Annotated in this window: 20 protein-coding genes; 12 read left to right on the top strand and 8 right to left on the bottom strand. The window is 37.1% G+C overall.

The features are described from left to right. On the bottom strand, window positions 1–237 hold a 237-nt coding region (locus tag H344_RS21615), incomplete at its 3' end, for a transposase (protein WP_205667124.1). 302 nt (window positions 238–539) lie between these two features. Between H344_RS21615 and H344_RS0119280 the strand changes: the two genes are divergently transcribed. From H344_RS0119280 to ltrA, 3 genes are all read left to right on the top strand, one after another. Beyond that, the gene (locus H344_RS0119280; protein ID WP_051254412.1) at window positions 540–1,715 is read left to right on the top strand and encodes a flavohemoglobin expression-modulating QEGLA motif protein; all 1,176 of its coding nucleotides are present in this window, start codon (window positions 540–542) and stop codon (window positions 1,713–1,715) included. Between the two features lie 181 nt (window positions 1,716–1,896). After that, the gene (locus H344_RS21950; protein ID WP_169514997.1) at window positions 1,897–2,070 is read left to right on the top strand and encodes a hypothetical protein; all 174 of its coding nucleotides are present in this window, start codon (window positions 1,897–1,899) and stop codon (window positions 2,068–2,070) included. Window positions 2,071–2,538: 468 nt separating this feature from the next. Further along, the gene (gene ltrA, locus H344_RS0119270; RefSeq protein ID WP_026811758.1) at window positions 2,539–3,948 is read left to right on the top strand and encodes a group II intron reverse transcriptase/maturase; all 1,410 of its coding nucleotides are present in this window, start codon (window positions 2,539–2,541) and stop codon (window positions 3,946–3,948) included. Between the two features lie 367 nt (window positions 3,949–4,315). Here ltrA and H344_RS0119265 read toward each other — a convergent pair whose 3' ends face one another. The 4 genes from H344_RS0119265 to prfB form a co-directional block, all read right to left on the bottom strand. Further along, window positions 4,316–6,829: an outer membrane beta-barrel family protein gene (locus H344_RS0119265; protein ID WP_026811757.1), complete on the bottom strand. Its 2,514-nt coding sequence runs from the start codon at window positions 6,827–6,829 to the stop codon at window positions 4,316–4,318. 1 nt (window position 6,830) lies between these two features. Then, window positions 6,831–7,310, bottom strand: coding sequence for a hypothetical protein (locus H344_RS0119260; protein WP_026811756.1), 480 nt, complete (start codon window positions 7,308–7,310; stop codon window positions 6,831–6,833). Between the two features lie 171 nt (window positions 7,311–7,481). Next, complete coding sequence (arsC, locus tag H344_RS0119255; RefSeq protein WP_026811755.1) at window positions 7,482–7,823, bottom strand: arsenate reductase (glutaredoxin); 342 nt, start codon at window positions 7,821–7,823, stop codon at window positions 7,482–7,484. Between the two features lie 92 nt (window positions 7,824–7,915). Continuing rightward, window positions 7,916–9,014, bottom strand: a protein-coding gene (gene prfB / locus H344_RS0119250; RefSeq protein WP_157378403.1) for a peptide chain release factor 2 whose coding sequence is annotated in 2 segments (ribosomal slippage) — window positions 7,916–8,950 and window positions 8,952–9,014 — 1,098 coding nt in all. Because the reading frame shifts where the segments join, the coding sequence is not laid out codon by codon here. 88 nt (window positions 9,015–9,102) lie between these two features. Between prfB and H344_RS0119245 the strand changes: the two genes are divergently transcribed. Beyond that, entirely contained in the window at window positions 9,103–11,508 is a 2,406-nt protein-coding gene (locus tag H344_RS0119245; RefSeq protein WP_026811753.1) for a zinc-dependent metalloprotease, read from the top strand. A 23-nt stretch (window positions 11,509–11,531) separates the two neighbouring features. After that, entirely contained in the window at window positions 11,532–12,554 is a 1,023-nt protein-coding gene (locus H344_RS0119240; protein WP_026811752.1) for a threonine aldolase family protein, read from the top strand. 2 nt (window positions 12,555–12,556) lie between these two features. On the opposite strand, the gene H344_RS20895 is transcribed toward H344_RS0119240, so the two are convergent. Further along, window positions 12,557–12,877 (bottom strand): YegP family protein, encoded by a 321-nt coding sequence (locus tag H344_RS20895; protein ID WP_051254411.1) that lies wholly within the window; start codon window positions 12,875–12,877, stop codon window positions 12,557–12,559. A gap of 194 nt (window positions 12,878–13,071) precedes the next feature. On the opposite strand from H344_RS20895, the gene H344_RS0119230 reads away from it, so the two are divergent. Genes H344_RS0119230 through pdeM form a run of 4 tightly spaced genes read left to right on the top strand, consistent with a single transcriptional unit; the run spans window position 13,072 to window position 18,876 of the window. Next, entirely contained in the window at window positions 13,072–14,097 is a 1,026-nt protein-coding gene (locus H344_RS0119230) for a ligase-associated DNA damage response exonuclease (protein WP_026811751.1), read from the top strand. Next, a complete protein-coding gene (locus tag H344_RS0119225; RefSeq protein ID WP_026811750.1) occupies window positions 14,094–15,707 on the top strand; it encodes an ATP-dependent DNA ligase in 1,614 nt (537 codons plus the stop codon). Before H344_RS0119230 ends, H344_RS0119225 begins: the two co-directional genes overlap by 4 nt. Then, window positions 15,700–18,222 carry a ligase-associated DNA damage response DEXH box helicase gene (locus H344_RS0119220; RefSeq protein WP_026811749.1) on the top strand — a complete coding sequence of 841 codons (2,523 nt, stop codon included), beginning with the start codon at window positions 15,700–15,702 and terminating at the stop codon, window positions 18,220–18,222. Before H344_RS0119225 ends, H344_RS0119220 begins: the two co-directional genes overlap by 8 nt. A 27-nt stretch (window positions 18,223–18,249) precedes the next feature. Next, window positions 18,250–18,876, top strand: a complete 627-nt coding sequence (pdeM, locus tag H344_RS0119215; protein WP_026811748.1) for a ligase-associated DNA damage response endonuclease PdeM — start codon at window positions 18,250–18,252, stop codon at window positions 18,874–18,876. Window positions 18,877–18,943: 67 nt separating this feature from the next. On the opposite strand, the gene H344_RS0119210 is transcribed toward pdeM, so the two are convergent. Next, entirely contained in the window at window positions 18,944–19,393 is a 450-nt protein-coding gene (locus H344_RS0119210; protein ID WP_026811747.1) for a thioredoxin family protein, read from the bottom strand. Window positions 19,394–19,646: 253 nt separating this feature from the next. Then, a complete protein-coding gene (locus H344_RS0119205; RefSeq protein ID WP_026811746.1) occupies window positions 19,647–19,973 on the bottom strand; it encodes a YbaB/EbfC family nucleoid-associated protein in 327 nt (108 codons plus the stop codon). Window positions 19,974–20,225: 252 nt separating this feature from the next. Here H344_RS0119205 and H344_RS20890 point away from each other — a divergent pair, with 252 nt between their 5' ends. The 3 genes from H344_RS20890 to H344_RS0119190 all read left to right on the top strand — a co-directional run bounded on the left by H344_RS20890 (window position 20,226) and on the right by H344_RS0119190 (window position 24,781). Further along, window positions 20,226–22,304: a S9 family peptidase gene (locus H344_RS20890; protein ID WP_034257038.1), complete on the top strand. Its 2,079-nt coding sequence runs from the start codon at window positions 20,226–20,228 to the stop codon at window positions 22,302–22,304. 64 nt (window positions 22,305–22,368) lie between these two features. Beyond that, window positions 22,369–23,409 carry a PLP-dependent cysteine synthase family protein gene (locus H344_RS0119195; protein ID WP_026811745.1) on the top strand — a complete coding sequence of 347 codons (1,041 nt, stop codon included), beginning with the start codon at window positions 22,369–22,371 and terminating at the stop codon, window positions 23,407–23,409. Window positions 23,410–23,521: 112 nt separating this feature from the next. Continuing rightward, window positions 23,522–24,781 (top strand): aminotransferase class I/II-fold pyridoxal phosphate-dependent enzyme, encoded by a 1,260-nt coding sequence (locus H344_RS0119190; RefSeq protein ID WP_026811744.1) that lies wholly within the window; start codon window positions 23,522–23,524, stop codon window positions 24,779–24,781. Window positions 24,782–25,625 lie beyond the last annotated feature (844 nt).

The following is a 25,625-nucleotide window of genomic DNA, read 5'->3' as shown; positions in this document are numbered from 1 at the left end:
CTCATATCCCTGCATCAGCATAAATACGCGTTGCTTTAAAAGTTTCTCTATCGTATGGGTGACTAAGATGGGATTGCGACTATCTGGAATAAATTGACTGAAATACCTGATTAACTTGTGTTCCCGCTCTATTTTCTCCAGTAAAACCAGAGAACCATCAGAACTTATTTCTTCTGCAGAAAAATCTACGGAAATTGATTTTTTACCTCGGTAGAAAACTGTATTTTTAGTACTCAAAATTGGGTGATTTTAGTGTTAGTAAAGATGCCTGTAAGCTCTTTAAATATAACACTTTACACCCAATTTTACTATATACCCATGAATTATCCGGGTTAACCAAAGCTTCCCATTACAAGAATCAGTATGCTATAACTTATGGATGATATGTTGATCTGTAAGGCTTTTATTACAATAGGTGATGATGAGATGATGCTTAAGATAATATTTTATGCTCTCCTCCAAGGGACATTTAAGGCTATTACAATACCGAAAGGGGAATTAGAAGATATGCCTTTAAAATTTGATAATTTGTTATACGTATGGTAGTAAAGGAAGGAATTCCAAAGCAGTTGATTCAACAGTATCCACATGTTTTTGAAATTGATGCGAACTTAGACCGACTAGTGAAAAAGATAGAGCTTCTCACTTATCTAAATCCGCAAAATATTGAAAAGGAAAAGCAGCGCTTTTTTGCATCTAAATATACTGATGCCCCTGTTTTTAAATATAAAAAACTTCAGTTTGAGCCATATGCCCTGCACCAACAGCTTTTCTCTCAAAAAGTAGAGCGAATTCAAGATAAACAAATTCGCAAATTCTATCAGGAGGTAATTTACTATTATGCCAATATGATACAGTGTATAGAAACCATAGGGCAAGGTAAAAGGTTTTATTACAACTCTCTTAGGGTTTATGGTACTCCAACAGATAGAGATGTACAAAATGCCCGATTTATCCTTCATTTTAAAGATGAGGATACTACTGAAGATATGGTTAAGAAATACTCACCTGAAGATGCAAAACAATATTTTGAGAAGTATGTAGAACAGTATAATTTTCCATTAAACGTCTCCTATTCTACAAGTATAGCGGCAGATGCTATGGTAAGTAACAATACCCAATCCCTATTAATTAAAAAAAATGCTAGTTTTAGTAGGAACCAAATACTTACTCTGGCTCATCATGAGATTGGAGTACATTTGGTAACTACTTATAATGGGTTGGCGCAGCCGTTGAAAGTTTTCTCCAACGGATTCCCAAAGAATGTGGAAACCCAGGAGGGATTGGCTGTTTTTAGTGAGTATATGGGTGGGGCGCTTAGCCTAAAAAGACTTAAAGAGTTGGCATATAGAGTTATAGCATCTGATAGTTTAATAAAAGGCTTTAGTTTTTCTGATACTTTTGATATGCTCCATGGGCAATATAAATTGGAAAGAAACCATGCTTTTACAATTACTATGAGAGTGCATAGGGGAGGTGGTTTTACAAAAGATCGACTCTATTTAAGTGGATTGCGAAAAATATACCAACGTTATAAAAATGGACTTTCTATGGACTCCTTGCTAACAGGAAAAGTGTCCTTAGAACATGAAGACACCATTGTAAGATGGACAGATCTTGGGCTATCACATCCAAGTACACATTTTAATGTTGCTTTTAAAGAAAATAAGAATACCAATAAAAAGTTAGATTTTATACTGGATAACTTAAAATAAGTTATGACTTGTATAAAACTAATTTTCAAACCATTGGTTTAATTAAGATGTTAAGGATTCAAAAGGAATTCACTCCAAGGAAATCATTATTAAAACTATCTTAAATTATTATTGACTACTCTTGGTATAATAATATAGATTTTGATATATTTGTGCTGTTATAACAAAACACATATCCATCATGTTTACATTTGAGCAATATTTAGGGTTTATAGCTTTTGCGAGTATCTTACTTATCGGTTTTTGGCTGATGATTTTTTTATTGGGCTTTGTAGTTCCCTATTGGATTGGAGGCTCTATTCAAGAAGCAATTAAAGAGAAGCGAGAAGCAAAGAAAGCGCTTCGCGAAAAGTAAAATATATATAAAGTGTACAAACTTTAAAAAGGGAGCCAATTGGTTCCCTTTTTTTGTGTGTGCCTAGCATGGGCGATATCTATAGGGTGTAAGTCCCGAACACGCTCTAGCAGTGGGAAGTGTTAGCCTAAAGCAAGGGTGTCCATCGTGAGGTGGAATCTGAAGGAAGCTGGAGGCAAAATCCTGGCCTGACGTACAGGAACTACATATAAGGCCAAAGTTGTCTGGATAAAGTTACACAACAAACCGAAGTCCAACACTGCTCGGAGACAATATGGTAAATGTAGCAGGTAGATGGGATGAAAGATATCGTTCTTACCTGGGGAGACCTCATGAACGTGTGGAAACAAAGTATGAAACACGGACAACAGTTGCTATCAGAAGTCAGCAGATGCCATAGTACTAAGTATCGACTATATTTAGGAAGGGCTGAACTTTAGTAGATGTGCAGTAACCGATAGTTACCTAATGGAAGGAAGAACGCAGAAAATCTTTGATGAATCAAAGACCTCTAAACAAAAGAATAGGACGGAACCCGAAGGCTATGTTGGAGGGCAGACTTTCATGTGGATAACCGAAAATAACCTCACGGATACTAATCAATTAGGAGATGGACTATTAGAGCTGATTGTGTCCCCTTCAAACCTTAACAAAGCCTACCTACAGGTAAAGCGGAATAAGGGATCTGGGGGTGTGGACAAGATGGAAGTCGAATCATTAAAAGATTATCTAGTCACGCACAAGGACAAACTAATTGCATCCATTTTAAAGGGTACTTACCGCCCCAACCCTGTTCGCAGGGTACTTATTCCCAAAGACAATGGACAAAAGCGACAACTGGGTATCCCTACAGTTATAGATAGGTGTATCCAACAAGCGATTGCCCAAGTTCTCTCGCCAATGTATGAACCCCAATTTAGCGACAATAGCTACGGGTTCAGACCAAGGCGCAACGCCCACGGAGCATTAAGGAAATGTCAGGCGTATATCACAGAAGGCTACAAGTATGCAGTAGATTTGGATTTAGAAAAATTCTTTGACACGGTAAACCATAGCAAGCTGATAGAGATACTCCCCCGTACTGTAAAAGACGGTCGAGTGATATCACTGATACATAAATATCTCAATGCGGGAGTGCAAGTAGGATCCAAAATACGGACTAGTGAAGAGGGGGTTCCGCAAGGAGGTCCACTAAGTCCAATTTTAAGCAACATTATGTTGAACGAAATGGACAAAGAGCTAGAGAGTAGGGAGCATAAATTTGTACGCTATGCTGACGACCTTCTGATACTATGCAGAAGTAAACGCAGTGCAGAACGGACAATGGGCTCAATGATCCACTTTATAGAGGATAAACTGTTCTTAAAAGTGAATAGGGATAAAAGCCAAAGTGCCCACATAAGGAAGGTCAAATTCCTTGGATACTCCTTTTACAAAAGCAAAGGAGAAGGACGGCTACGGATACACCGAAAGAGTGTAGCCAAAATGAAAGCTAAAATAAAAGAGCTGACATCCCGTAGTAATGGCTGGGGTAATGCCCGAAGAAAAGAAGCCCTTCGCCAGTACATCACTGGTTGGGTGAACTACTTCAAATTGGCAGACATGAAGAATCTGCTTCTTAAAATAGACGAGTGGTACCGAAGACGAATCAGGATGGTGATATGGAAACAATGGAAACGGATACGAACCGGAGTGAAGAATCTTATCAAGCTAGGGGTTAAGAAATCCAAGGCTTGGGAATGGGCAAATACAAGGAAAAGCTATTGGCATACAGCTAATAGTTTTATCCTTAAGACCACAATCACCACGGAAAATCTGAGAAAAGCAGGCTATGTAATGCTGTCAGACCAATATCGAAAGGTTAGTATCAAAACTTAAGGAAGCGCCCAGTACGGATCCGTACGCTGGGTGCTGTGGAAGGTCGGAGCGGGAATTAATCCCGTTCCTCCTATCCGATTGATCAAGTATTGCTTTTTATTATGATTAGGGATCTATTATCGCCAAATAGATGATAATTGGAATTTCCTAGCCAAGTTACTTCGCGGATAGAAAAATGAGTATAAACCGGCTTAAAGCAAATCTAGAACTTCATTATTGGTTTGTAAATAAATGCAAATAATAAGTCGAATTAAATCCAGTTCGGTAATTGCAATAAAAAAACCTGACTAACTTAACGGCCAGACAGGTTTTATTAATTATTAGTAAGATTGTTGCCTCTTAGGAATAAAGATAAAAGTTTAAAATTTTATCCTTCAAAATCCATTTCTTCGCCACCACCATTAGTACCTGGTCTACGATCTCTAGATTTTTGGGTCTGTGGTTGGTTAAAACGATATTGGAAGGACAGCGTAATCTGTCTCTCCCTCCACTGAAATTCGCTATAAGTAAGTACATTTTCCGTTCTAGTCGTACTAGTACGCTTCCTAGTATTAAAAATGTCACTCACATTTAAAGATATAGAACCTTTATCCTTTAATATATCCTTACTCAGAGCAAGGTCGGAGCTCAACATACCATCTCTAGTACTCTGTGCATCTTTGGATGGGCCCATATAGAAAAAGTTGGTCTGAAAATCGATCTTTCCTGGTAATGGTAATTTTGCGCTAAATCTTGTGAACCATGAGAAGTCATTGGCATCAAAATTCTGGACTATGGTCTCATTGTTGCTGTTAACATAAGTGTAATCTCCTTTTAAATCTCTTTGGAAGGCATTTAGGTTCCAAGATAGCCTCCAGTTTCTAAAAGGGGTATAAGTAGTAGTAAATTCCATACCGTATCGTTCTTCGGTCGCTAAGTTAATAGGACTACGTACCTGTACTGGAACTATAATTGGATTATTTGGATCATCTGGGTTGTCTATAGATACAAAATCCCCGGTTTCTCTAGAAACAAATTGAAATACACCAGTAGATCTGTTATAATATCCTGATGTAGTAAAGGACATTTTATCCCATCGTTTTAAATATCCTAGATCGTAAGCATCCGTAAAGGTGGGATCTAAATCGGGATTCCCTTGAAACAAGTTAGTGTTACTAGATCTAGATGGAAATGGGTTGATAAATCTAGACCAAGGTCTTCTAAGTCTTTTACTATAACTTAATGTAATTTGTTCTGTTTCAGAAAACTCATATCCTAAAAATACAGAGGGGAACCAGTTTACATAATCCTTATTGGTAATTTCGTTAGTATTAACCAATTCTATCCCTATATCAGAAGCTTCCACTCGAAGTCCTGCTAGAATACTAAATTTATCTATTTTAGTTCCTAATTGGGTATAGGCAGCATTGATGTATTCCTTATAGTTTAATTCGTTACTGAAATTGGGGTCGCTAGGAAAGCTACCGTCTAGCTGCTGTATACCAAAATCAAAATCTGTATTGTTATTACTAAAAGTTCCTCTATAACCAATTTCAAATTGCGATTGATTGTCTTTACCAAAAGGTAGAACATAGTCCATTTGAACTAATTGAGAGACCTGAGTCTCATCATTGATGGTTCTTTCTGTATCCAAATCAATATTCTCTCCAAGGATTACTTCTTCAATTAGAGAGGCCTCATCATTAGTACCTTTAGAGAACTGATAGTCAAACGTTAGTTCATGACCGTCTTTATCAAATTTCTTTTGATAGTTTAGAGAGTATTTTACCTCTTCTCTAAACTGGTCTTCTACAGTAAATCTGTTTCTTTCTATAGTAGGAGTTCTATCAGCATCGAAGTTGAAAAAATCAACATTCACCGTATTGTCACCGTTCGATTTTCCAAATACAAAGGAATTGGTAATACTGCTACTTTCATCTAAGAATAACTCGAAACCAATATTGGTGTTAAAGCTTTTATCTTGTCTTTGATAATCCCTTATTTCGTCCTGAAAGCTTAATGTATTGCCATTAGAATCAAAATTCTCTTGATTGAATAATGCATTACCTGGTCCATTTCTATAGCGGTAGGTGGTATTGGTGAAAATATTAAAATTATCTCTTCTTAAATTTAAACTTACCGCCCCACCATAATTTTCAGGATGACCTGCATATACGTTTACAGATCCATTTAGTCCGGCTGTTTTACTTTGTTTTAAAATAATGTTCAATATACCTGCAGTACCTTCTGCATCATACCTTGCGGAAGGGTTGGTAATTACCTCAACTCTTTCTATAGCGTCTGATGGTAATTGCTGAAGCGCTTCTGGACTTAATCCAGATAAGGCAGAAGGTTTTCCGTTAATAAGAATTCGAACACTTTCGTTTCCTCGGAGGCTAATATTACCTTCTACATCTACAGAAACAGAAGGAACGTTTCCTAAAACATCTGTAACAGATCCTCCTTTTACGGTTAAATCTGATCCTACATTATATACCTTTTTATCTAGTCGGAGTTCTACGGTAGTACGTTCACCTACCACTTCAACTTCCGCAAGTTGGGCTACATCCATGCTTAAGCGAATAACACCTAAGTCAGTATCCTCGCTTAAGTAGTAATTAGGAACTTTATAGGATTTATAAGAAATATATTCTACGCTAAGGTTATAATTTCCTCGATCTGCCTCTACCTCAAACTTTCCAGTGGCATCTGTAATACCTCCTGTAACCTTGCTGGGGTCATTTACACTTTGTAAAACCAGGGTTGCATATTCTAGTGGTTCTTGGGTTTCTTCGTCTAAAACAGTTCCGGTAATTGTAACGGGTCTGTTTTGTTCGTGGGGTCCTTGGGAGTAGGCGGTTAACGCTAATAATAGTAAAGTGACCGAAAATAGTTTTCTCATGTTAGTTGTTAGATTTTTGCTTTTTCTTTTTACGCTTCTTTTTATTTTTTACTTTCTTAAAGCCATTTTCTTGTAGTGCTACAAATGCCTCATATTTCTCTTTTGGAAGTCCGGCTTTGAGCTCTTCATCTTGTTGTTTTGTTATTCTTTCAAACCCTTCCCTCATTTTTTCTGGAGGCAATTTTAAGATTTGCATTTCTATACGCTCTTGTAGATATTTTTTTAAAGTAGCGCTTAGTACTGCTTCTTCAAAAGCGTTAAGTTCTAGCTTTTCTGATATCGCTGGCATCTCCGCATCTACAATTTGCTCCGCTGTTAAATTCTCAGGTTCCTTCGCAGTTTCAGCCATTTGTGGCATAGCGTTTCTTTGTCTTCCATATCCGTATCCATTGCCATAACCATACCCGTACTGTGCACTTAAAAAAGGAAATGATAGTAGCCCAAATAGAATGCTTAGATATAACTTTTTCTTTGTTTTCATAATGTTTACTGCTTAGTGAGATTCCAAAATTAAATGAAGGTTTAACCGTTGTCGGTTAAATGTTTGTTAAAAAGGGGAGATTGATGTTTGATGTCTATAATCCGTGAGGGATTAATAAGTGGCAGCTTAAATAAAAGGTTTATATAATTATATAATAAGGAATGGAACTGCTTAAAGCAGTTCCATTATTTTTTCTGGCGGACGTCCTATTACTGCTTTGTTATTATGGATAACAATAGGCCGTTCTATTAATTTGGGATTTTCAACCATTGCCGTTAATAATTCATCATCAGTAAGTTCTTTCCCCTTATAGTTTTCCTTCCAAATACTTTCATTGGTTCTTACTAGCTCCATGGGGGTTATACCTAGTTTTTTAACTATCTCTTCCAGTTGTTCTTTAGAAGGTGTGTCCTCAAGGTATTTTACAATCTCAAAATCCTTTCCCGATTCGGTTAGAATAGCAACACCTTGTCTAGATTTGCTACATCTGGGGTTATGGAATATTTTAATCATAATTTGTTTATTTTAAAGTTTAATAGAATTATTAAGATTTCTGTTTTTAAACTATAGTTATCTTTAATATAAGCAATTGATTGGAAAAGGCATTAATCGTCATCTTTTTGCCCCATCAGCATTAGGTAAGCTTTAAGGAAACGATCAATATCTCCGTCCATTACGTCATCAACATTGCCAGTTTCTTCATTAGTTCGTACGTCTTTCACCAATTTATAGGGATGCATAACGTAATTGCGAATCTGTGAACCCCATTCGATTTTCATTTTAGACGACTCAATTTCTTGTCGCGCTTCCATTTTCTTCCGTAGTTCTATTTCATATAATTGAGACTTTAGCATCTTCATCGCAGTAGCCCTATTATCATGTTGAGACCGTGAATCGGAACAAGAAATCTGGATGCCAGTAGGTTTGTGGACTAACTGCACCTTTGTTTCTACTTTGTTTACATTCTGTCCTCCTGCACCGCTAGACCTAGCTGTGGTGATTTCTATGTCGGCCGGATTAATATCAACCTCTATGCTATCATCCACCATAGGGTAAACATAAACGGAAGCAAAGGAGGTATGTCTTTTGGCATTACTGTCAAAAGGGGATATGCGAACCAATCTATGCACCCCATTCTCTCCTTTTAACCAACCAAAAGCAAAGTCCCCATCAATTTCTAAACTCACCGTTTTAATTCCCGCGACGTCTCCTTCTTGGTAGTTGAGTTCCTTAATCTTATAACCATGCTTTTCACACCACATCATATACATTCGCATTAACATAGCGGCCCAATCACAACTTTCAGTACCCCCGGCACCTGAAGTAATTTGAATAACGGCGGAAAGCTCATCTCCTTCAGAGGAAAGCATATTCTTAAATTCTAGCTTTTCTATGGCATCCAAGGTTTTCTCATAATGCTTGTCTACCTCTTCCTGGCTCATTTCCTCTTCATTGAGGAATTCAATAAATATCTCTAAATCATCCACTAAACTCTTGGCTAGATTATAATCATCTACCCATTGCTTCTTGGATTGGATTAACTTCATATGAGCCTGAGCCTCTTGCGGATGGTCCCAAAAATCTGGAGCCATGGTTTTTTCCTGCTCGTTTTCTATTTCTATAAGCTTGGCATCAATGTCAAAGATACCTCCTTAACGCACCAAGGCGATCCCAAAGACTATTATAATGGTCTGTATTAATCATATTTCTTCGTTTTGAGCAAAAATAGAACTTAAGTATGGTTGTACAATCTATTTTATATAAATTTAAAAGCCAATATACATAAGGAGAAATGAGAGATAATATTTTAGTCTGCTTAGCAATGTTTCTTGGATTGATATGTGTTAATGCTCAACTTCCAGAAAACAGCAAAGATTTTAAAAAATATCAAGGAAAGTTTAATTTCCTTTATGATGAAAATAGTGATAAAATATACCTAGAAATAGGGGAGTTAGATAAAGAATTTCTTTATGTATATTCACTAAGCAGTGGGATTGGTAGTAATGATATTGGTTTAGATAGAGGTCAGTTAGGGGGCGAGCAAGTGGTCTACTTTAAAAAGGCAGGCAATAAACTGCTTTTGGTGCAACCTAACTTAAAGTTTAGGGCACTTACAGATAATACATTGGAAAAAGAATCCGTAGAACAAGCTTTTGCAAAGTCTGTATTATATGGTTTTAACATAGAGGAGGAAAGAAATGGGACATATATTATAGACCTAACCAATTTTTTGTTACAGGATGTACATGGGGTTACTCAGCGTTTAAAAAATAGTGGTCAGGGGAGTTATAGCTTAGACAAAACTAAAAGTGCTATTAATCTAGAGCGTACTAAGGCTTTTCCTGAAAATGTTGAATTTGATGTTATCCTAACTTTTTCTGGAGACGGAAAAGGAAGCCACATTCGTTCTGTAACTCCAAATTCTAGTTTGGTTACGGTTACCCAACACCATTCTTTTATCAGTCTACCTGATACTAACTTTAAAAAAAGAGCCTTTGACCCTAGGTCTGGATCATATTCATTTTCCTATTATGATTATTCTACCCCTATACAAGAGCCTATTCTTAAACGATATATTCCACGACATCGGCTAAAAAAGAAAGACCCTAATGCAGATGTTAGCGAGGCGGTGGAGCCCATAATTTACTATTTAGATAATGGTACTCCAGAGCCAGTACGTGCTGCACTATTAGAAGGTGCTCGTTGGTGGAACGAAGCTTTTGAAGCTATTGGATATAAAGATGCTTTCCAAGTGAAAGTGTTGCCAGATGGTGCAGATCCTATGGATGTGAGATATAATGTAATACAATGGGTACACCGGTCTACTCGTGGGTGGAGTTATGGGAGTAGTATAAAAGATCCACGGACGGGGGAGATCCTAAAGGGACATGTAAGTTTAGGAAGTCTTAGAATACGTCAAGACTTTTTAATTGCGCAGGCTTTATTAGACAAACCATTTGCTAAGAGAGATGATAATTATGAGCCCATGTTAGAAATGGCCTTAGCACGTATTAGGCAGCTATCTGCACATGAAATTGGTCATACTCTTGGCTTTGCCCATAATTTTGCAGCTAGTGCCAATGGCATGACATCGGTAATGGATTACCCTCATCCGGCAGTGGAATTAAAACGTCGTAAAGTAAATATTTCCAATGCCTATGATACGGGAATTGGAGAATGGGACAAACTTGCAGTGGCTTATTCCTATTCCGATTTTCCTGAAGAAGAGGAAGGTGAAGCCTTAAATAAAATACTGGAAGATGGTCATAAAAGGGGACTTAAATTTATTTCAGATGTAGATGCTAGGGCTAAAGGAGGAGCACATGCGTATGCCCATCTTTGGGATAATGGTGAAAATGTTACTGCAGAACTAGAGAATCTATTAAATATTAGAAAGGTGGCTATCTCTAATTTTTCTATAGATAATATTCGGAAAAATGAACCAAATGCTGTTCTAGAAGATGTTTTTGTACCACTATATTTTTTTCATCGATATCAGACAGAAGCGGTTGCGAAACTTGTAGGTGGCATGGATTATAATTATACTGTTAAAGGGGATGGACAGACCACCGTAGAAACTATTTCTAACACCACACAGAAGTTGGCCCTAAAAGCCTTGTTGAAAACCTTGGATGCAAGTGAAATTGCCATTCCTAAGGACAAGTTATCCTTGTTTCCTCCTAGGAGTTTGGGTTATGGACGTACTAGGGAATCTTTTAAAGGTCGTACTGGGGTTACTTTTGATCCGCTTTCAGCCCCAGAAACTGCAGCAGATCTAAGTTTGGAATTGCTTTTACATCCAGAAAGAGCCTCTAGGTTAATTGTTCAAAAAAGTTTAAAGGATAGTGATTTAGGTCTTGGAGAGGTGTTAGATGAAACTATAAGAGAAACCATAGAGAAGTCTCATAAAGACCGATATATAAACGAAGTTCAAAAGAATATTAATTATAGGGTACTGTATCACATAATGAATTTGGCAGCACATGATAAGGTACATCCACAAGTAAACGCAATTGCCAATCAGAAATTGGGATTTATAAAATCTAAATTCTCCGGGAGTAGTGATGCCAATGCTCAGGAAATGGTTCGGAGGATCGATGATTTTTACCAATTTCCGGAATTATTTAAGGTAATTCCAACCCCTGAAATCCCCGATGGCTCTCCCATTGGAATGGATTGCTTTATTTCTAATTACTAATATCTTACTTCGTTATAAATTTTATGAAAATTAATCTAATCAGTGATACCGTTACCAAACCCACTCAAGGAATGCTAGAGGCAATGATGTCTGCCGAGGTGGGTGATGATGTGTTTAAAGAAGACCCTAGTGTTAACCAATTAGAGGATAAAATTGCCTCAATGTTTGGGATGGAGTCGGCTTTATTTTTTCCAAGTGGCACTATGGCTAATCAGACTGCTATTAAGTTACAAACTCAACCAGGAGAGCAATTAATTTGTGACAAATATTCCCATATCTATAATTATGAAGGGGGAGGGGTTAGTTTTAATAGTGGAGTGTCTTGTAGATTGATAGATGGAGATAGGGGTATGATTACTGCGAACCAAGTTAAAGATGCTATTAATCCACCTGATTTTTACCATAGTCCACTAACAACCTTAGTTTCTATAGAAAACACTACCAATAAAGGTGGTGGGGCTTGTTGGGATTTTGAGGAGCTAAAGGCTATTCGTGAGGTTTGTGATCAGCATTCTCTAAAATATCATTTAGATGGTGCCCGTTTATGGAACGCCTTGGTTGCTAAGAGTGAGACTACTCAACAATATGGTGCGTTGTTTCATACCATCAGTGTATGTCTAAGTAAGGGACTTGGTTGTCCTGTAGGTTCTGTTTTGGTAGGAAGTAAAGAAACTATACAAAGAGCAATTAGGGTAAGGAAAATTTTTGGTGGAGGCATGAGGCAAGCCGGATTTTTGGCTGCCGCGGGAATTTATGCCTTGGATAATCATATAGATCGGTTAGCAGAAGATCATAAGAAGGCTAAAGAAATTAGTACTTTGTTAGCGTCATTACCCTATATTAAATCTGTTGCCCCTACAGAAACCAATATTGTTATTTTTGAAATTGATGAGCAACAAAGGAGCTTGGAGGATTTTCTTAATAGTTTAAAACAAAATGATATCCATATCATTGGGATGGGGCAAGGAAAACTACGTATAGTAACCCACTTGGATTATACCGATAAGATGCATAATGCCTTTATGGGAATAATACCACAGCTATAAATTTATGTTACGGGGTCGGGTAAACGGGAAATGATGTTCTTAAGATTTTTAATACCATTTTCCATCCCGGCTTCTGAACTATAGAACATGGAATTCCCAATTAGATTCCCATCACTATTATTGAATAGGAAAAAGAATTTTCCGTGGTAATTGGTTTTTCGCTCAAACGAAGACTGTCGTTTAATCCATTCTTTTAAATTAGCTATGGTTTCCTCCATTTTTTCCCTGTCGTTAAAGGGAACACTGTGTAAAAGGGCCTGTCCTTCTTTGGTTTGTATGTCAAAGGTATAGGTGTGATCTGACTCTTTTTTAATCTGTATCATTGGTTAAATGTCTTTTTATAAAGTTACACAAAATATATCAATGAGAAGCCTTCATTGCTTTCCTTCATAAGCCCATCTTAAAGGCTTAAGCTATTATACTTAATTCTTAACTACTGGGAAACGGGTTAAGCATTTAATGGATAAGAAACGCTCTTATAGGGATTTCCTGTAACTTTAAGAATCGGAAAGAACCTATGGAAACACCCTTATTAATATTTAACGAAAATGGAATTTACTGCAAAGAGGCAGATGTGTATTTAGATCCTTGGCACCCTGTAGATCGTGCTATTATTACTCACGGACATGCCGATCATAGTCGTTGGGGAAACAAAGAATATATAACCCACAAAAATAACGTTCCTATTATAAAACATCGGTTAGGGGATATTGTAGTTCATGGAAAGGAATACAATGAAAAATTTGTGGTGAACAATGTGACCTTTTCCCTGCATCCAGCCGGACATATTATAGGAAGCTCTCAAGTTAGGGTAGAGCATAAAGGGGAAGTTTGGGTTTTCTCGGGGGATTATAAGCTAGAGGATGATGGAATATCCACCCCATTTGAGCCGGTAAAATGTCATACTTTTATTACGGAGTGTACCTTTGGAATACCTCCATTTAAATGGGAGCCACAAGAGCAGGTTTTTAAAAATATTAATCAATGGTGGGCTAACAATAGGGAAGAGGGCAAAACGTCTGTCTTATTTGGCTACTCTTTAGGGAAGGCCCAGCGATTACTAAAATACCTAGATACTTCTATTGGTAAAATCTACACTCATGGAGCCATTGAAAATATGACGAAGATTTTAAGGGAGCAAGTGCAATTTCCGCACACTACTTTAATTACTAGGGAAACAAAGAAAAAGGACTTGTTGGGAAATATTGTTTTGGCGCCACCTAGTGCCCATGGTAGTACGTGGATACGTAAAATGGTACCGTTTGTAACGGCTTCAGCAAGTGGATGGATGGCATTTAGAGGTGCACGCCGTAGAAGGGCTGTAGATAAAGGCTTTGTGCTTTCTGATCATTGTGATTGGGAAGAATTGTTAACAGCAATCAAAAGTACTGGAGCTGAGAAAATAATTGCCACTCATGGATATACAGAAATATTCTCCCGATATCTTAGAGAACAAGGATATGATGCTAGGACAGAGCAGACCCAGTTTGAAGGTGAGATAGACGAGGTGAACTCAGATAAAAAAGAGAAGGAGGAGCTATGAAATTATTTGCAGATTTAATTCGGGATTTAGATAGCACCAATAAAACTACAGCCAAAGTTGCTGCTTTAGTAAATTATTTTATTGCTGCTCCGGATAAAGATAAGGTATGGGCCATTGCAATTCTTTCCCATAGGCGCCCCCCTAGACCTGTAAATACAACTTTAATTAGATCCTGGGCAGCCGAACTAGCGAATATCCCCTTATGGTTGTTTGAAGAGTCTTATCATATTGTGGGTGATCTAGCTGAAACTATTGCCTTAATAATTCCCTCTTCCCAAAGTACAAGTGAAAAAAGTTTATCCGAATTTGTTGATGAAATCATCCTACTTAAAGCACTACCCGAAAAGGAGAAGAAGGATTATCTTATAGAGAATTGGACAAAGCTTTCTTACTACGAAAGGTTTGTGTTTACCAAATTGATAACAGGTAGCTTTCGGATAGGAATAAGTCAAAAATTGATGACTAGAGCCTTGTCAAAAGCCACAGAGATTGAAGAAGATATATTGGCATACCGATTAATGGGAAACTGGGATCCTAGTAAAACAACTTTTCACAACCTTATAATTAAACAAAGAGAATCTGATTTTGTTAGTAAACCTTATCCATTTTATTTGGCCTATCCCTTAGAGGAAGCGGTAGAAGAGCTAGGCGCTATCTCAGATTGGTATATAGAGCATAAATGGGACGGAATCCGGGCGCAAATCATAATTAGAAATAATGAAGTTTTTGTATGGAGCAGAGGAGAGGAATTGGTCACGGATAAATACCCAGAATTTCATGGTTTACCTGGGACTGTTCCAGACGGTACCGTCTTGGATGGAGAAATTCTAGCTTTTCCTAATGAAACAATAGGCTCCTTTAATGACCTACAAAAACGCATTGGAAGAAAAAACATATCAAATAATTTATTAAAGAATACCCCTGTAATTTTAAAAGCGTATGATTTATTGGAGTGGAAGGGTGCAGATATCCGTAACCGACCTCTAAGGGAGCGTAGGCAATTGTTGGAGGGGTTGTTGGACTTGGAACGAATGGAAGGGTTGCCTATTTATCTCTCTGGAATATGCAACCTAAATAACTGGAAAGAGGTGACTAATGAAAGAGCTAAAGCTCGGGAATATAAGAGCGAAGGTCTTATGATTAAAAATAAGAATTCTCCTTACAGAGTGGGGCGTAAAAAGGGAGATTGGTGGAAATGGAAGGTAGACCCGATGCGTATAGACGCAGTACTTACTTATGCTATGCGAGGTCACGGGAGGAGAACAAATTTATTTACCGATTATACTTTTGCCCTTTGGGATACGGAGTCCGAAGAATTGGTCACCTTTGCCAAAGCCTATTCTGGTCTTACAGATGCCGAATTTAGAAAAATAGATGCTTGGATTAAAAAGAATACTCTGGAACGATTTGGACCAGTGCGTAGTGTTACACCACAGTTAGTGTTTGAAATTGCCTTTGAAGGAGTAGCTCTTTCTAAACGTCATAAAAGCGGAGTTGCAACGCGCTTTCCTAGGATAGTAAGATGGCGGCAAGATAAAAAGGTGGATGAAGCCAATACTTTGGAAGATTTAAAAAAGATGATTTCCCACCCGATTAGTCGACATGAATAATAATGAACTTTTCCATATTGCCGATTCTTGGTTTAAAAATCAAGCATGGAAACCATTCCCGTTTCAAAAACAGGTATGGAGAGCCTATTTGCAAGGGAAAAATGGTCTTTTAAACGCGCCAACTGGTAGTGGTAAAACGTATGCCCTTTGGGTACCTATTGTTCTAGACTATATTAAAAATAATCCCGATTACAAATGTAAACCTCATAAAGGAGTTCTCGCGATCTGGGTAACACCGTTAAGGGCATTATCCGTAGAAATTAAGAATTCTACTGAGCGATTTGTAGATGAGATTGGAGTTCCTTTAACTGTAGGTATTAGAACAGGAGATACCTCGCAAAAAGAACGTGCTGCCCAGAACAGATCCTTACCAAATTTATTGATCACTACTCCAGAAAGTCTGCAATTATTATTGGCTTCTAAAGGGTATGATAAAAAGTTTCGTTCGTTAACATCAGTAGTTACGGATGAATGGCACGAATTATTAGGTAGTAAAAGAGGAATTCAAATGGAGTTGGCACTTTCCCGTATCAAAAGCATAGCCCCAAATCTTCGGATATGGGGGATTTCGGCTACTATTGGAAACCTGGATCAGGCTAGGGAGGTCTTGCTAGGCACAGGGTCTAAGGCTTATGAAAACTCCGTGTTGATTAAAGCAAAAATCAAAAAAAAGATAACTGTAAAGTCTATCATCCCTAAAAAGATGGAAATTTTCCCATGGCGTGGTCATTTGGGATTACATTTATTGGAAGAAGTGATTCCTATAATAAACAAAAGTAAAACCACTCTTTTATTCACGAATACACGTTCTCAGTGTGAAATATGGTATCAAAAAATTTTAGAAAAACACCCCGAGCTTGCTGGTGAAATGGCAATGCACCATGGAAGTATAAATAAGAAAACTAGGGTATGGGTAGAAAATGCAATTAGAGATGCTACTTTAAAAGCAGTGGTGTGTACCTCTAGTCTGGATTTAGGGGTAGATTTTGCACCAGTAGAAACGATAATTCAAATTGGAGGCCCCAAGGGAGTAGCGCGATTTATACAGCGGGCAGGACGTAGTGGACATCAGCCCGGAAAAGAAAGTGTTATTTATTTCTTGCCAACTCACGCCATGGAACTCATAGAGGCATCTGCACTACAACAAGCGGTAAAGGCTCAGAAAGTGGAGGATAGAATACCTTACCTCAATAGTTATGATGTGTTAGTACAATATTTAACCACATTAGCGGTATCTGACGGATTTTATCCAGAAGAAATTTATCAGGAGCTTATAACTACATTTTGCTATCAATCTCTGACCCATGACCAATTTGGTTGGATTTTAAATTTTATCACTTTGGGGAGTCAAAGTTTACAGGCTTATGATGAATTTCAAAAAGTGGAAATAGAAGAAGATGGTCGATTTAAGGTTAATAATAGGGGAGTAGCCATGAGACATCGGCTTCAGATAGGAACCATTGTAAGCGATGCCGTGTTAACGGTGAAGTTTTTAAAAGGGGGGTATCTTGGGTCTATAGAGGAATGGTTTATATCCAAATTAAAACCAGGTGATGTTTTTACTTTTGCCGGTAGAAACCTAGAGCTATTTCGAATAAAAAATATGCAGGTGCTTGTAAAAAAGAGTAAGCAACGTGCTTCGGTGGTACCTAGTTGGATGGGTGGAAGGATGAGCCTTTCTTCGGAAATGAGCCAGCTACTAAGAGAAGAGTTATATGCGGTGGCAGAATTGCTAAATGATAGGGAGGAATATGCTTTAGATAAACCGGATGTTCTCGAGAAAATTAATGCAAAACCCTTGTCAAGGGAACTCAAATCTTTAATGCCTATTTTTAAAAGGCAAGTAAAGGAAAGTATTGTACCAGCTCAAAGTCAGCTTTTAATAGAAACTTTTAAGACACGTGAGGGGTACCATAATGTTTTTTATCCTTTTGAAGGCAGGTTTGTTCATGAAGCAATGGGAAGTTTATTGGCCTACCGAATTAGTCTTTTAACACCTATTACCTTCTCTATCGCTTTTAACGATTATGGGTTTGAGCTACTGTCTGATCAGAAGCTAGATATGCAGCAAGTCTTGGATAACGACCTCTTTTCTCCACAATTTTTAAAAAGCGATTTGGAAAAAAGCCTTAATGCTACTGAAATGGCGCGACGAAAGTTTAGGGATATTGCAGTTATTGCAGGATTAGTTTTTACGGGCTATCCTAATAAATTAATCAAGAGCAAGCACCTGCAATCTAGTTCTCAATTACTCTTTAGTGTTTTTAAAGATTATGAACCGGGCAATTTATTACTGCAACAAGCCTATACGGAAACATTTGAGCATCAATTAGAAGAAGGAAGGTTACAAATTGCATTAGATCGTATCTCATCACAAGATATAATTTGGAAAGCATGTACCAAGCCAACACCATTTTCATTTCCAATAATTACCGATAGGTTGCGCGAAAAACTCTCTTCTGAGAAATTGGCGGACAGGATTAAACGGATGCTCATTAGTTTAGAAAAACTGTAACTTTATAATTTAAATTATTAATTATTTATGGAAATTACCATCGGTGATACCCTATTCACCCTTCATCCAAGCGGAGCAATATTTTGGCCAGACCAAAAGATGGTGATGATTGCCGATGTACACTTGGGGAAAATATCTCATTTTAGAAAATTTGGTAGTGCTATCCCTCAAAAGGCTATCGAAACTAATTTTAATCGACTAAGTGTGGTAGTTTCCTATTTTAACCCCGATAAAATTTGTTTTTTAGGCGATCTTTTTCACAGTACCTTAAATAGTGAATGGGGGATGTTTGAAGCTTGGGTTAAAAATCAGTCTTCTACTATTATTCTTATAAAAGGCAATCACGATATCATATCTCCCTCACTGTTTAGTAAGTTGGGAATCCAAATAGAAAGGGAGTTGCTTATAAATCAATTTCTTCTTACTCATCATCCAGAGAAAAGAGACGGGCTATTTAATTTTTCAGGACATATTCATCCCGGTATTAAAATCCGAGGGACTGGGAGACAATCCTTAAGCCTGCCTTGTTTTTATAGGCAGCCTAATCAGCTTACCTTACCCGCGTTTGGTGCCTTTACAGGGAAGTTTTTAGTAACCCCTAAAAATGGAGATGCAATTTATGCTATTACGGAAGATGAGGTGATTGAGATATAAAAGTGGAGTTTCAATCTTAAAGATTCATCTTAAAAAGGATAATCAGTTATGGGTAACCAATAAATATTTATCGATGTTTACGTAAAAACTGCATATAGCGTTCTACATCCGGTTTACCACCATATCCTGAAATACTTGCTTTTTCTTGCTTATCAGCAGCTACAAGACTCATTAAAGGGAAAATGCCCTTTTTATTATAGTGGGACAGCAGTTCCATATTCTGTTCCATTTCCTCGGGACTGATTCTATCTTTTTTTCTAGGGATATCTACATAGAGTAGTACATAACATGTGGCTACTTCGGCAAAGTCATCAGTATCCAAGACATTTTTCTTTAGAACTCTGCAGGGGGCACACCAATCACTACCCGTAAAATACATTAGGATATCCTTATTGGTTTTCTTCGCGGCATCTAAGGCTTCTTCATAATTGGTAAACCACTTCTGCTCCAAAGATGTATTATTGGTTTGTGCAGTGAGGAAAATAGGTAGTAATATAAAAAAGAGGTATGGTTTCATCTTATAATAGGTTGGTATCAAAGCGTGTTCTTTAAGTGCTGAACACTTTTGCGGAAAGGATATAGTTAGAATCTCCGTCTGATATCTTCTGATTATCCCTAAGGCATCAGACGGAAGTCTAATTAAGTTAATAGCGTTTACTCGATAAGCGAGATTTAAACCTGACTGCCGTCAGGCAAGTTGCTCCGAGGCTTGCCTCGAAATCAACACGTTTTTTTTCTTCTAATGCCTTGTGGGCTTGCCCCGAGGTAGTTTACTTTAAAAACGCATCCATACCCGGAATATTGGGCATTCCTTCTTTTGCAACGGCGGCTAATTCATTTTCATTGATGGTAGTAGCTTTTTCTATGGCCTTGTTCATAGTAAGGATTAAATAATCTTCTAATTGTTCCTTATCTTCCAATAAACTATCATCTACCTCAATAGATTTTATAGTTCTGTTGGCTGTAATGCTAACTTTTAACAATCCGTCTGGGGATTGTTCGTCTATGATTACCGTGTTTAAACGTTCTTTAGTTTTTTGAACTTTTTCTTGGGTTTCTTTAAGTTTTCCCAACATACCCATCATATCTCCAAACATAATTATCTATTTAAATTAACAAGGTTCAAAATTAGTAAATAGATTTCATTTCTCTATCAATAGCAGTTACGTTACTGTATTAATAGGAAATATTCCATTACTAACTCTATTAAACCTTTGCTTCCTTAGGACTGTTTATTAAGGGGGATAATTGGTGTGTTTTTGACATTTTCAGTTGAATTTTTAATATTTGTTTGGCCTTATAGCAAGTATATAAATAGTACTTTTGCGCTTTCTTAAAAAATGATTCCTATGCAGCAGCAATTACTACCTCCCGGTTTAAAAAAAGAACCCAAAGAACTTACTCTACATGGGGATACTAGGGTAGATCCTTATTATTGGTTAAATGATAGAGAGAATCCGGAGGTTATTGCATACTTGGAACAAGAAAATGCCTATTACGAGTCGCTTACATCACATACAAACGACCTAAAAGAAGAGTTATTCCAAGAAATGAAGGCGCGTATAAAGGAAGACGACTCTTCTGTGCCTTATAAGTATAATGGATATTGGTATTCTACTCGTTTTGAGGTGGGAAAAGAATACCCCATTTTTACAAGAAGATTTAAAAAAGAGGACGCTCCAGAAGAAATAATGGTCGACTGTAATAGAATGGCTGAGGGGTTTGATTACTTTAATTTGGGAGGATTAGCTGTAAGTCCCAATAATAAAATGGCGGTCTTTGGAATAGATACGGTATCTAGAAGACAGTATACCCTACGTTTTAAAAATTTGGAGACAGGAGAATTATTTCCCGATAAAATAGAAAATACCACCGGGGGCGCCGTTTGGGCAAATGATAACCAAACCGTATTCTACACTAAAAAAGATCCGGTTACCCTTCGCTCTAACAACATTTACAAACATATTCTCGGTACGCCTACCGAAGAAGATCAACTGGTGTTTCACGAAGAGGACGAGACTTTCACCACTTTTGTGTATAAAACAAAATCCCGAAAATTTATTGTTATTGGCTCTTCTAGTACGATGACATCGGAGTATCAAATTTTAAATGCAGATCACCCTGAGGATGAATTTCAAATTTTCTCTAAACGGGTAAGGGGGTTAGAATATTCTATAGCCCATTATCGCAATGATTTTTATATTCTTACCAATAAGGATGGAGCCACTAATTTTAAGGTGATGAGGACTTCTGATGAGCAAACGGAAGCTAAATATTGGCAAGAGTTTATTCCTCATCGTGATGAGGTGCTCATGGAGGATATCGAAATGTTTAAAGATTATTATGTCCTTTCTGAGCGGAAAAATGGATTAAACCTTATAAAAATAGTGAGGTGGGATGGCGCAGATAATTTCTATTTGCCTTTTAATGATGAGACCTATACTGCTTATGTAGGCGCTAACCCAGATTTTGATACGGAAATCCTTAGATATGGTTATAACTCTATGACTACACCTAGTTCTGTCATCGACTTTAATATGCGGACAAAGGATAGTGAAATAAAAAAGGAACAAGAAGTTCTAGGTGGTAAATTTGATAAGGAAAACTATATTTCTAAGCGTGTTTGGGCAACAGCATCGGATGGAGTTAAAGTTCCTATTTCGTTGGTATACCATAAAACTACGAAGTTAGATGGTAACAGTCCACTATTACAATATGCATATGGTGCTTATGGTTATACAATAGACCCTTATTTTTCAACTGTTCGTTTAAGCTTATTAGATAGAGGGTTTATCTATGCTATTTCACATGTAAGGGGAGGAGAGTATTTGGGGAGGAAATGGTATGAAGACGGCAGACTACTTCAGAAAATGAACACTTTTACCGATTTTGTAGATTGTTCTAAATACCTAATAGAGAATAAATATACTAGTCCAGACCATTTATATGCAATGGGTGGCTCTGCAGGTGGACTTTTAATGGGTGCAGTAGTTAATTTAGCTCCCGAAATTTATAATGGCGTTATTTCTGCAGTACCTTTTGTTGATGTATTAACTACTATGTTAGACGATTCAATTCCATTGACGACAGGGGAGTATGATGAGTGGGGAAATCCCAATAAGAAAGAATATTATGATTATATAAAGCAATATTCTCCTTATGATAATGTAGTAGAGAAAGAGTATCCTAATATGCTTGTTACTACGGGATTACACGATTCTCAAGTACAGTATTTTGAACCAGCCAAATGGGTGGCAAAAATTAGAGAACTTAAAAAAGATAATAATTTATTATTGTTTAATATTAATATGGAAGCTGGTCATGGTGGGGCCTCCGGGCGCTTTGAATCCCTCCGTGAAGTGGCAAAAGAATATGCGTTTTTATTAGATTTGGAGCAAAATAAATCAAAAATCGAAAAAAAAGCTTAATTTTGTGCCATAAATATTGGCGAAAAATCACTAAGCCAATAAGTTCTAACCCTAGAAAATATCTATGGAACATAAGATAAATGCTTATAACAACCTCCTAGAACTTATAGGAAACACCCCATTAATTCAACTTAATAAAGTAGCTGCACCTCTAACTGGTAACTATTATGCCAAGGTAGAAGCTTTTAATCCTGGGCATTCTGCTAAGGATAGAATTGCACTACATATTATTGAAGAGGCAGAACGTAAGGGGATATTAAAGGAAGGAAGTACAATAATAGAAACGACATCTGGTAATACTGGTTTTAGTATCGCTATGATTAGTATTATTAAGGGATATGACTGTATTTTAGCAGTGAGTTCTAAATCTTCACAAGACAAGATAGATATGTTGAGGTCTATGGGTGCTAGGGTATATGTATGTCCTGCTCACGTTAGTGCAGATGATCCTAGGTCTTATTATGAGGTAGCGAAAAGATTGCATGAGGAAACGGAAGGCTCTATTTACATTAATCAGTATTTTAACGAGCTTAATGCAGATGCGCATTACCATTCTACTGGACCTGAAATTTGGGAGCAAACCAACGGACAAATCACTCACTTTATTTGTTGTAGTGGTACTGGGGGTACAATATCAGGTACTGCAAAGTATCTAAAAGAACAGAATCCAGAAATCCGAGTAATTGGAGTGGATGCTTACGGTTCTGTACTTAAAAAGTATCATGAGACAGGAGAGCTAGATAATAAAGAGATTTATCCATACCGTATTGAAGGTTTGGGGAAAAATTTAATTCCTACTGCTACCAATTTTAAGGTAATTGATGAGTTTATAAAAGTTACTGACGAAGAAAGTGCCCATACTGCACGTGAGATTTCTAGAACAGAGGGGATTTTTGTAGGTTATACTAGTGGTGCTGTTATGCAAGCTGTAAAGCAATTGAATGAATTAGGAGAGTTTGATGAAAATAGTAATGTAGTGGTTATTTTCCCCGATCATGGCTCTAGGTATATGAGTAAAATATATAGCGACCAGTGGATGGCAGATCAAGGGTTCTTTGATACAAAAAATGTAGAAGAGCCAATAAAAATAGAATTTATAAAATAAGAAGTATATAGTTTTTATAATTTAGAAAGCAACGATAACGCAATCGTTGCTTTTGAGTTATGAATGTGAGTTAAAAACATATACTTTTGTATTAACAATCAAACCAATCTAGATGAGAGATTTATTTGAAAGAATTATTGAGAATAAAGGACCATTAGGAAAATGGGCCTCACAAGCAGAAGGATATTTTGTCTTTCCTAAATTAGAAGGACCTATCTCCAATAGAATGAAATTCCAAGGAAAGGAAGTTATTACTTGGAGTATTAATGATTACTTGGGACTTGCCAATTTACCAGAAGTTAAGAAGGTAGATGGAGAAGCTGCAATGGAATATGGTGCTGCCTTCCCAATGGGTGCTAGAATGATGTCTGGACACACCGAGTTTCATGAGCAATTGGAGCAAGAGTTAGCTGCATTCGTGAAGAAGGAATCTGCTTACTTATTAAATTTCGGATACCAAGGAATGGTTTCCGCTATTGATGCTTTAGTTTCTAAAGATGATATTATAGTTTATGATGTTGATTCGCATGCTTGTATTATAGATGGCGTTCGCTTACACATGGGTAAAAGGTTTACGTTTAAGCATAACGATATGGATAGCTTAGAGAAAAACCTAGAACGTGCTGTAAAAATGGCTGAGCAAACTGGAGGAGGAATTTTAGTAATTTCTGAAGGGGTGTTTGGAATGCGAGGTGAACAAGGGAAGCTTAAGGAAATTGTAGCCCTAAAAGAAAAATATAACTTTAGGTTATTTGTTGATGATGCTCACGGATTTGGTACTTTAGGAGCTACTGGTGCTGGTGCCGGAGAAGAGCAGGGGGTACAAGACGGTATAGATGTATACTTTGCTACCTTTGCTAAGTCTATGGCTGGTATTGGGGCTTTCTTAGCCGCGGATGCTGAAATAATTGATTACTTAAAATATAACCTCCGTTCACAAATGTTCGCTAAATCATTACCTATGATTTATGTAAAAGGGGCATTGAAACGTTTAGATATGTTGCGTACCCAGCCAGAATTAAAGGCTAAATTATGGGAAAACGTAAATGCATTGCAGAACGGTTTAAAAGATAGAGGTTTTGATATTGGGACAACTACTAGTTGTGTTACGCCTGTATATCTTAACGGAAGTATCCCTGAAGCAATGGCTTTGGTTAAGGACTTAAGGGAGAATTTTGGAATATTCTGTTCTATTGTAGTATATCCTGTTATTCCAAAAGGATTAATATTGCTAAGAATGATTCCTACAGCAAGTCATACACTGCAAGATGTATCCGAAACATTGGAAGCGTTTTCTGTAATTAGAGAGCGTCTACAGAATGGAACTTATAAAAGATTATCTGCCGCTGTTACAGCAGCAATGGGAGAATAATATTATATTTTAATACAGTAAAAAGCCAACTTTAGTAATAGAGTTGGCTTTTTTTATAAAATAGATTTTTTAAAAGCAAAATGTAGAGGAGTTATACTTCTAGAGATAGCGACTTTTTCAACTTCTTTGCTTTAGTAACCTATATCAGGGGCATATAGGGAACTCAATACTCATTTCTCACTACTATATACCCACTACTCAATTCTCACTACTTAATACTTTGTACTAGCGAAAGCGAGGAGCTTTATATGCTTCGCTATTTAAATAGGATATTATTAAAAAGACACCTAAACTTAAGTTAGCTAAAGTTCGTGTTCTCGGGCCTGCCCGAGGGAATGACTCACTACTCACTACTAACTACTTTGTACTAACTACTTTGTACTTAATACTATAATATATATTGGGTATGCATTATGTTGTTAGTTTTGTAATTGAATCATAAGTGCTTTTAATCAATTTCTCTAAACTACTTGCTTTCATTTAGTTCATTGGTATTTGTTTCTTACAGGAATTCATGAACCTTCTACGTCGGTTTATTTTTGCTCGCCCAAATGCTATGCATTCATGAATTCCGTTAATATCAATAAGTAAGCGTATGAATAAAAGAAACGAACCCAACTAAGGTACGGGGTACCTTGGTTTAGGGGAGCCAGTCGCAACGAAGGTCAAGAATTTTAATTCAACAATCTATTTCAGTATAAGTCCGGAATACCATTACAAATGATTATACATAAAAGTGATGGAGTAATAAATCAAGTTAGGATGTTAAAGGTATGTAACAAACAAATCTAACTACTCACTACTTAATACTTTGTACTAGCGAAAGCGAGGAGCTTTATATGCT

Source organism: Arenibacter latericius DSM 15913 (assembly GCF_000424985.1).
Taxonomy (GTDB): Bacteria; Bacteroidota; Bacteroidia; order Flavobacteriales; family Flavobacteriaceae; genus Arenibacter; species Arenibacter latericius.
Note: the sequence above shows the minus strand (reverse complement) of the source record. Positions and strands in the feature narration are given on the sequence as shown.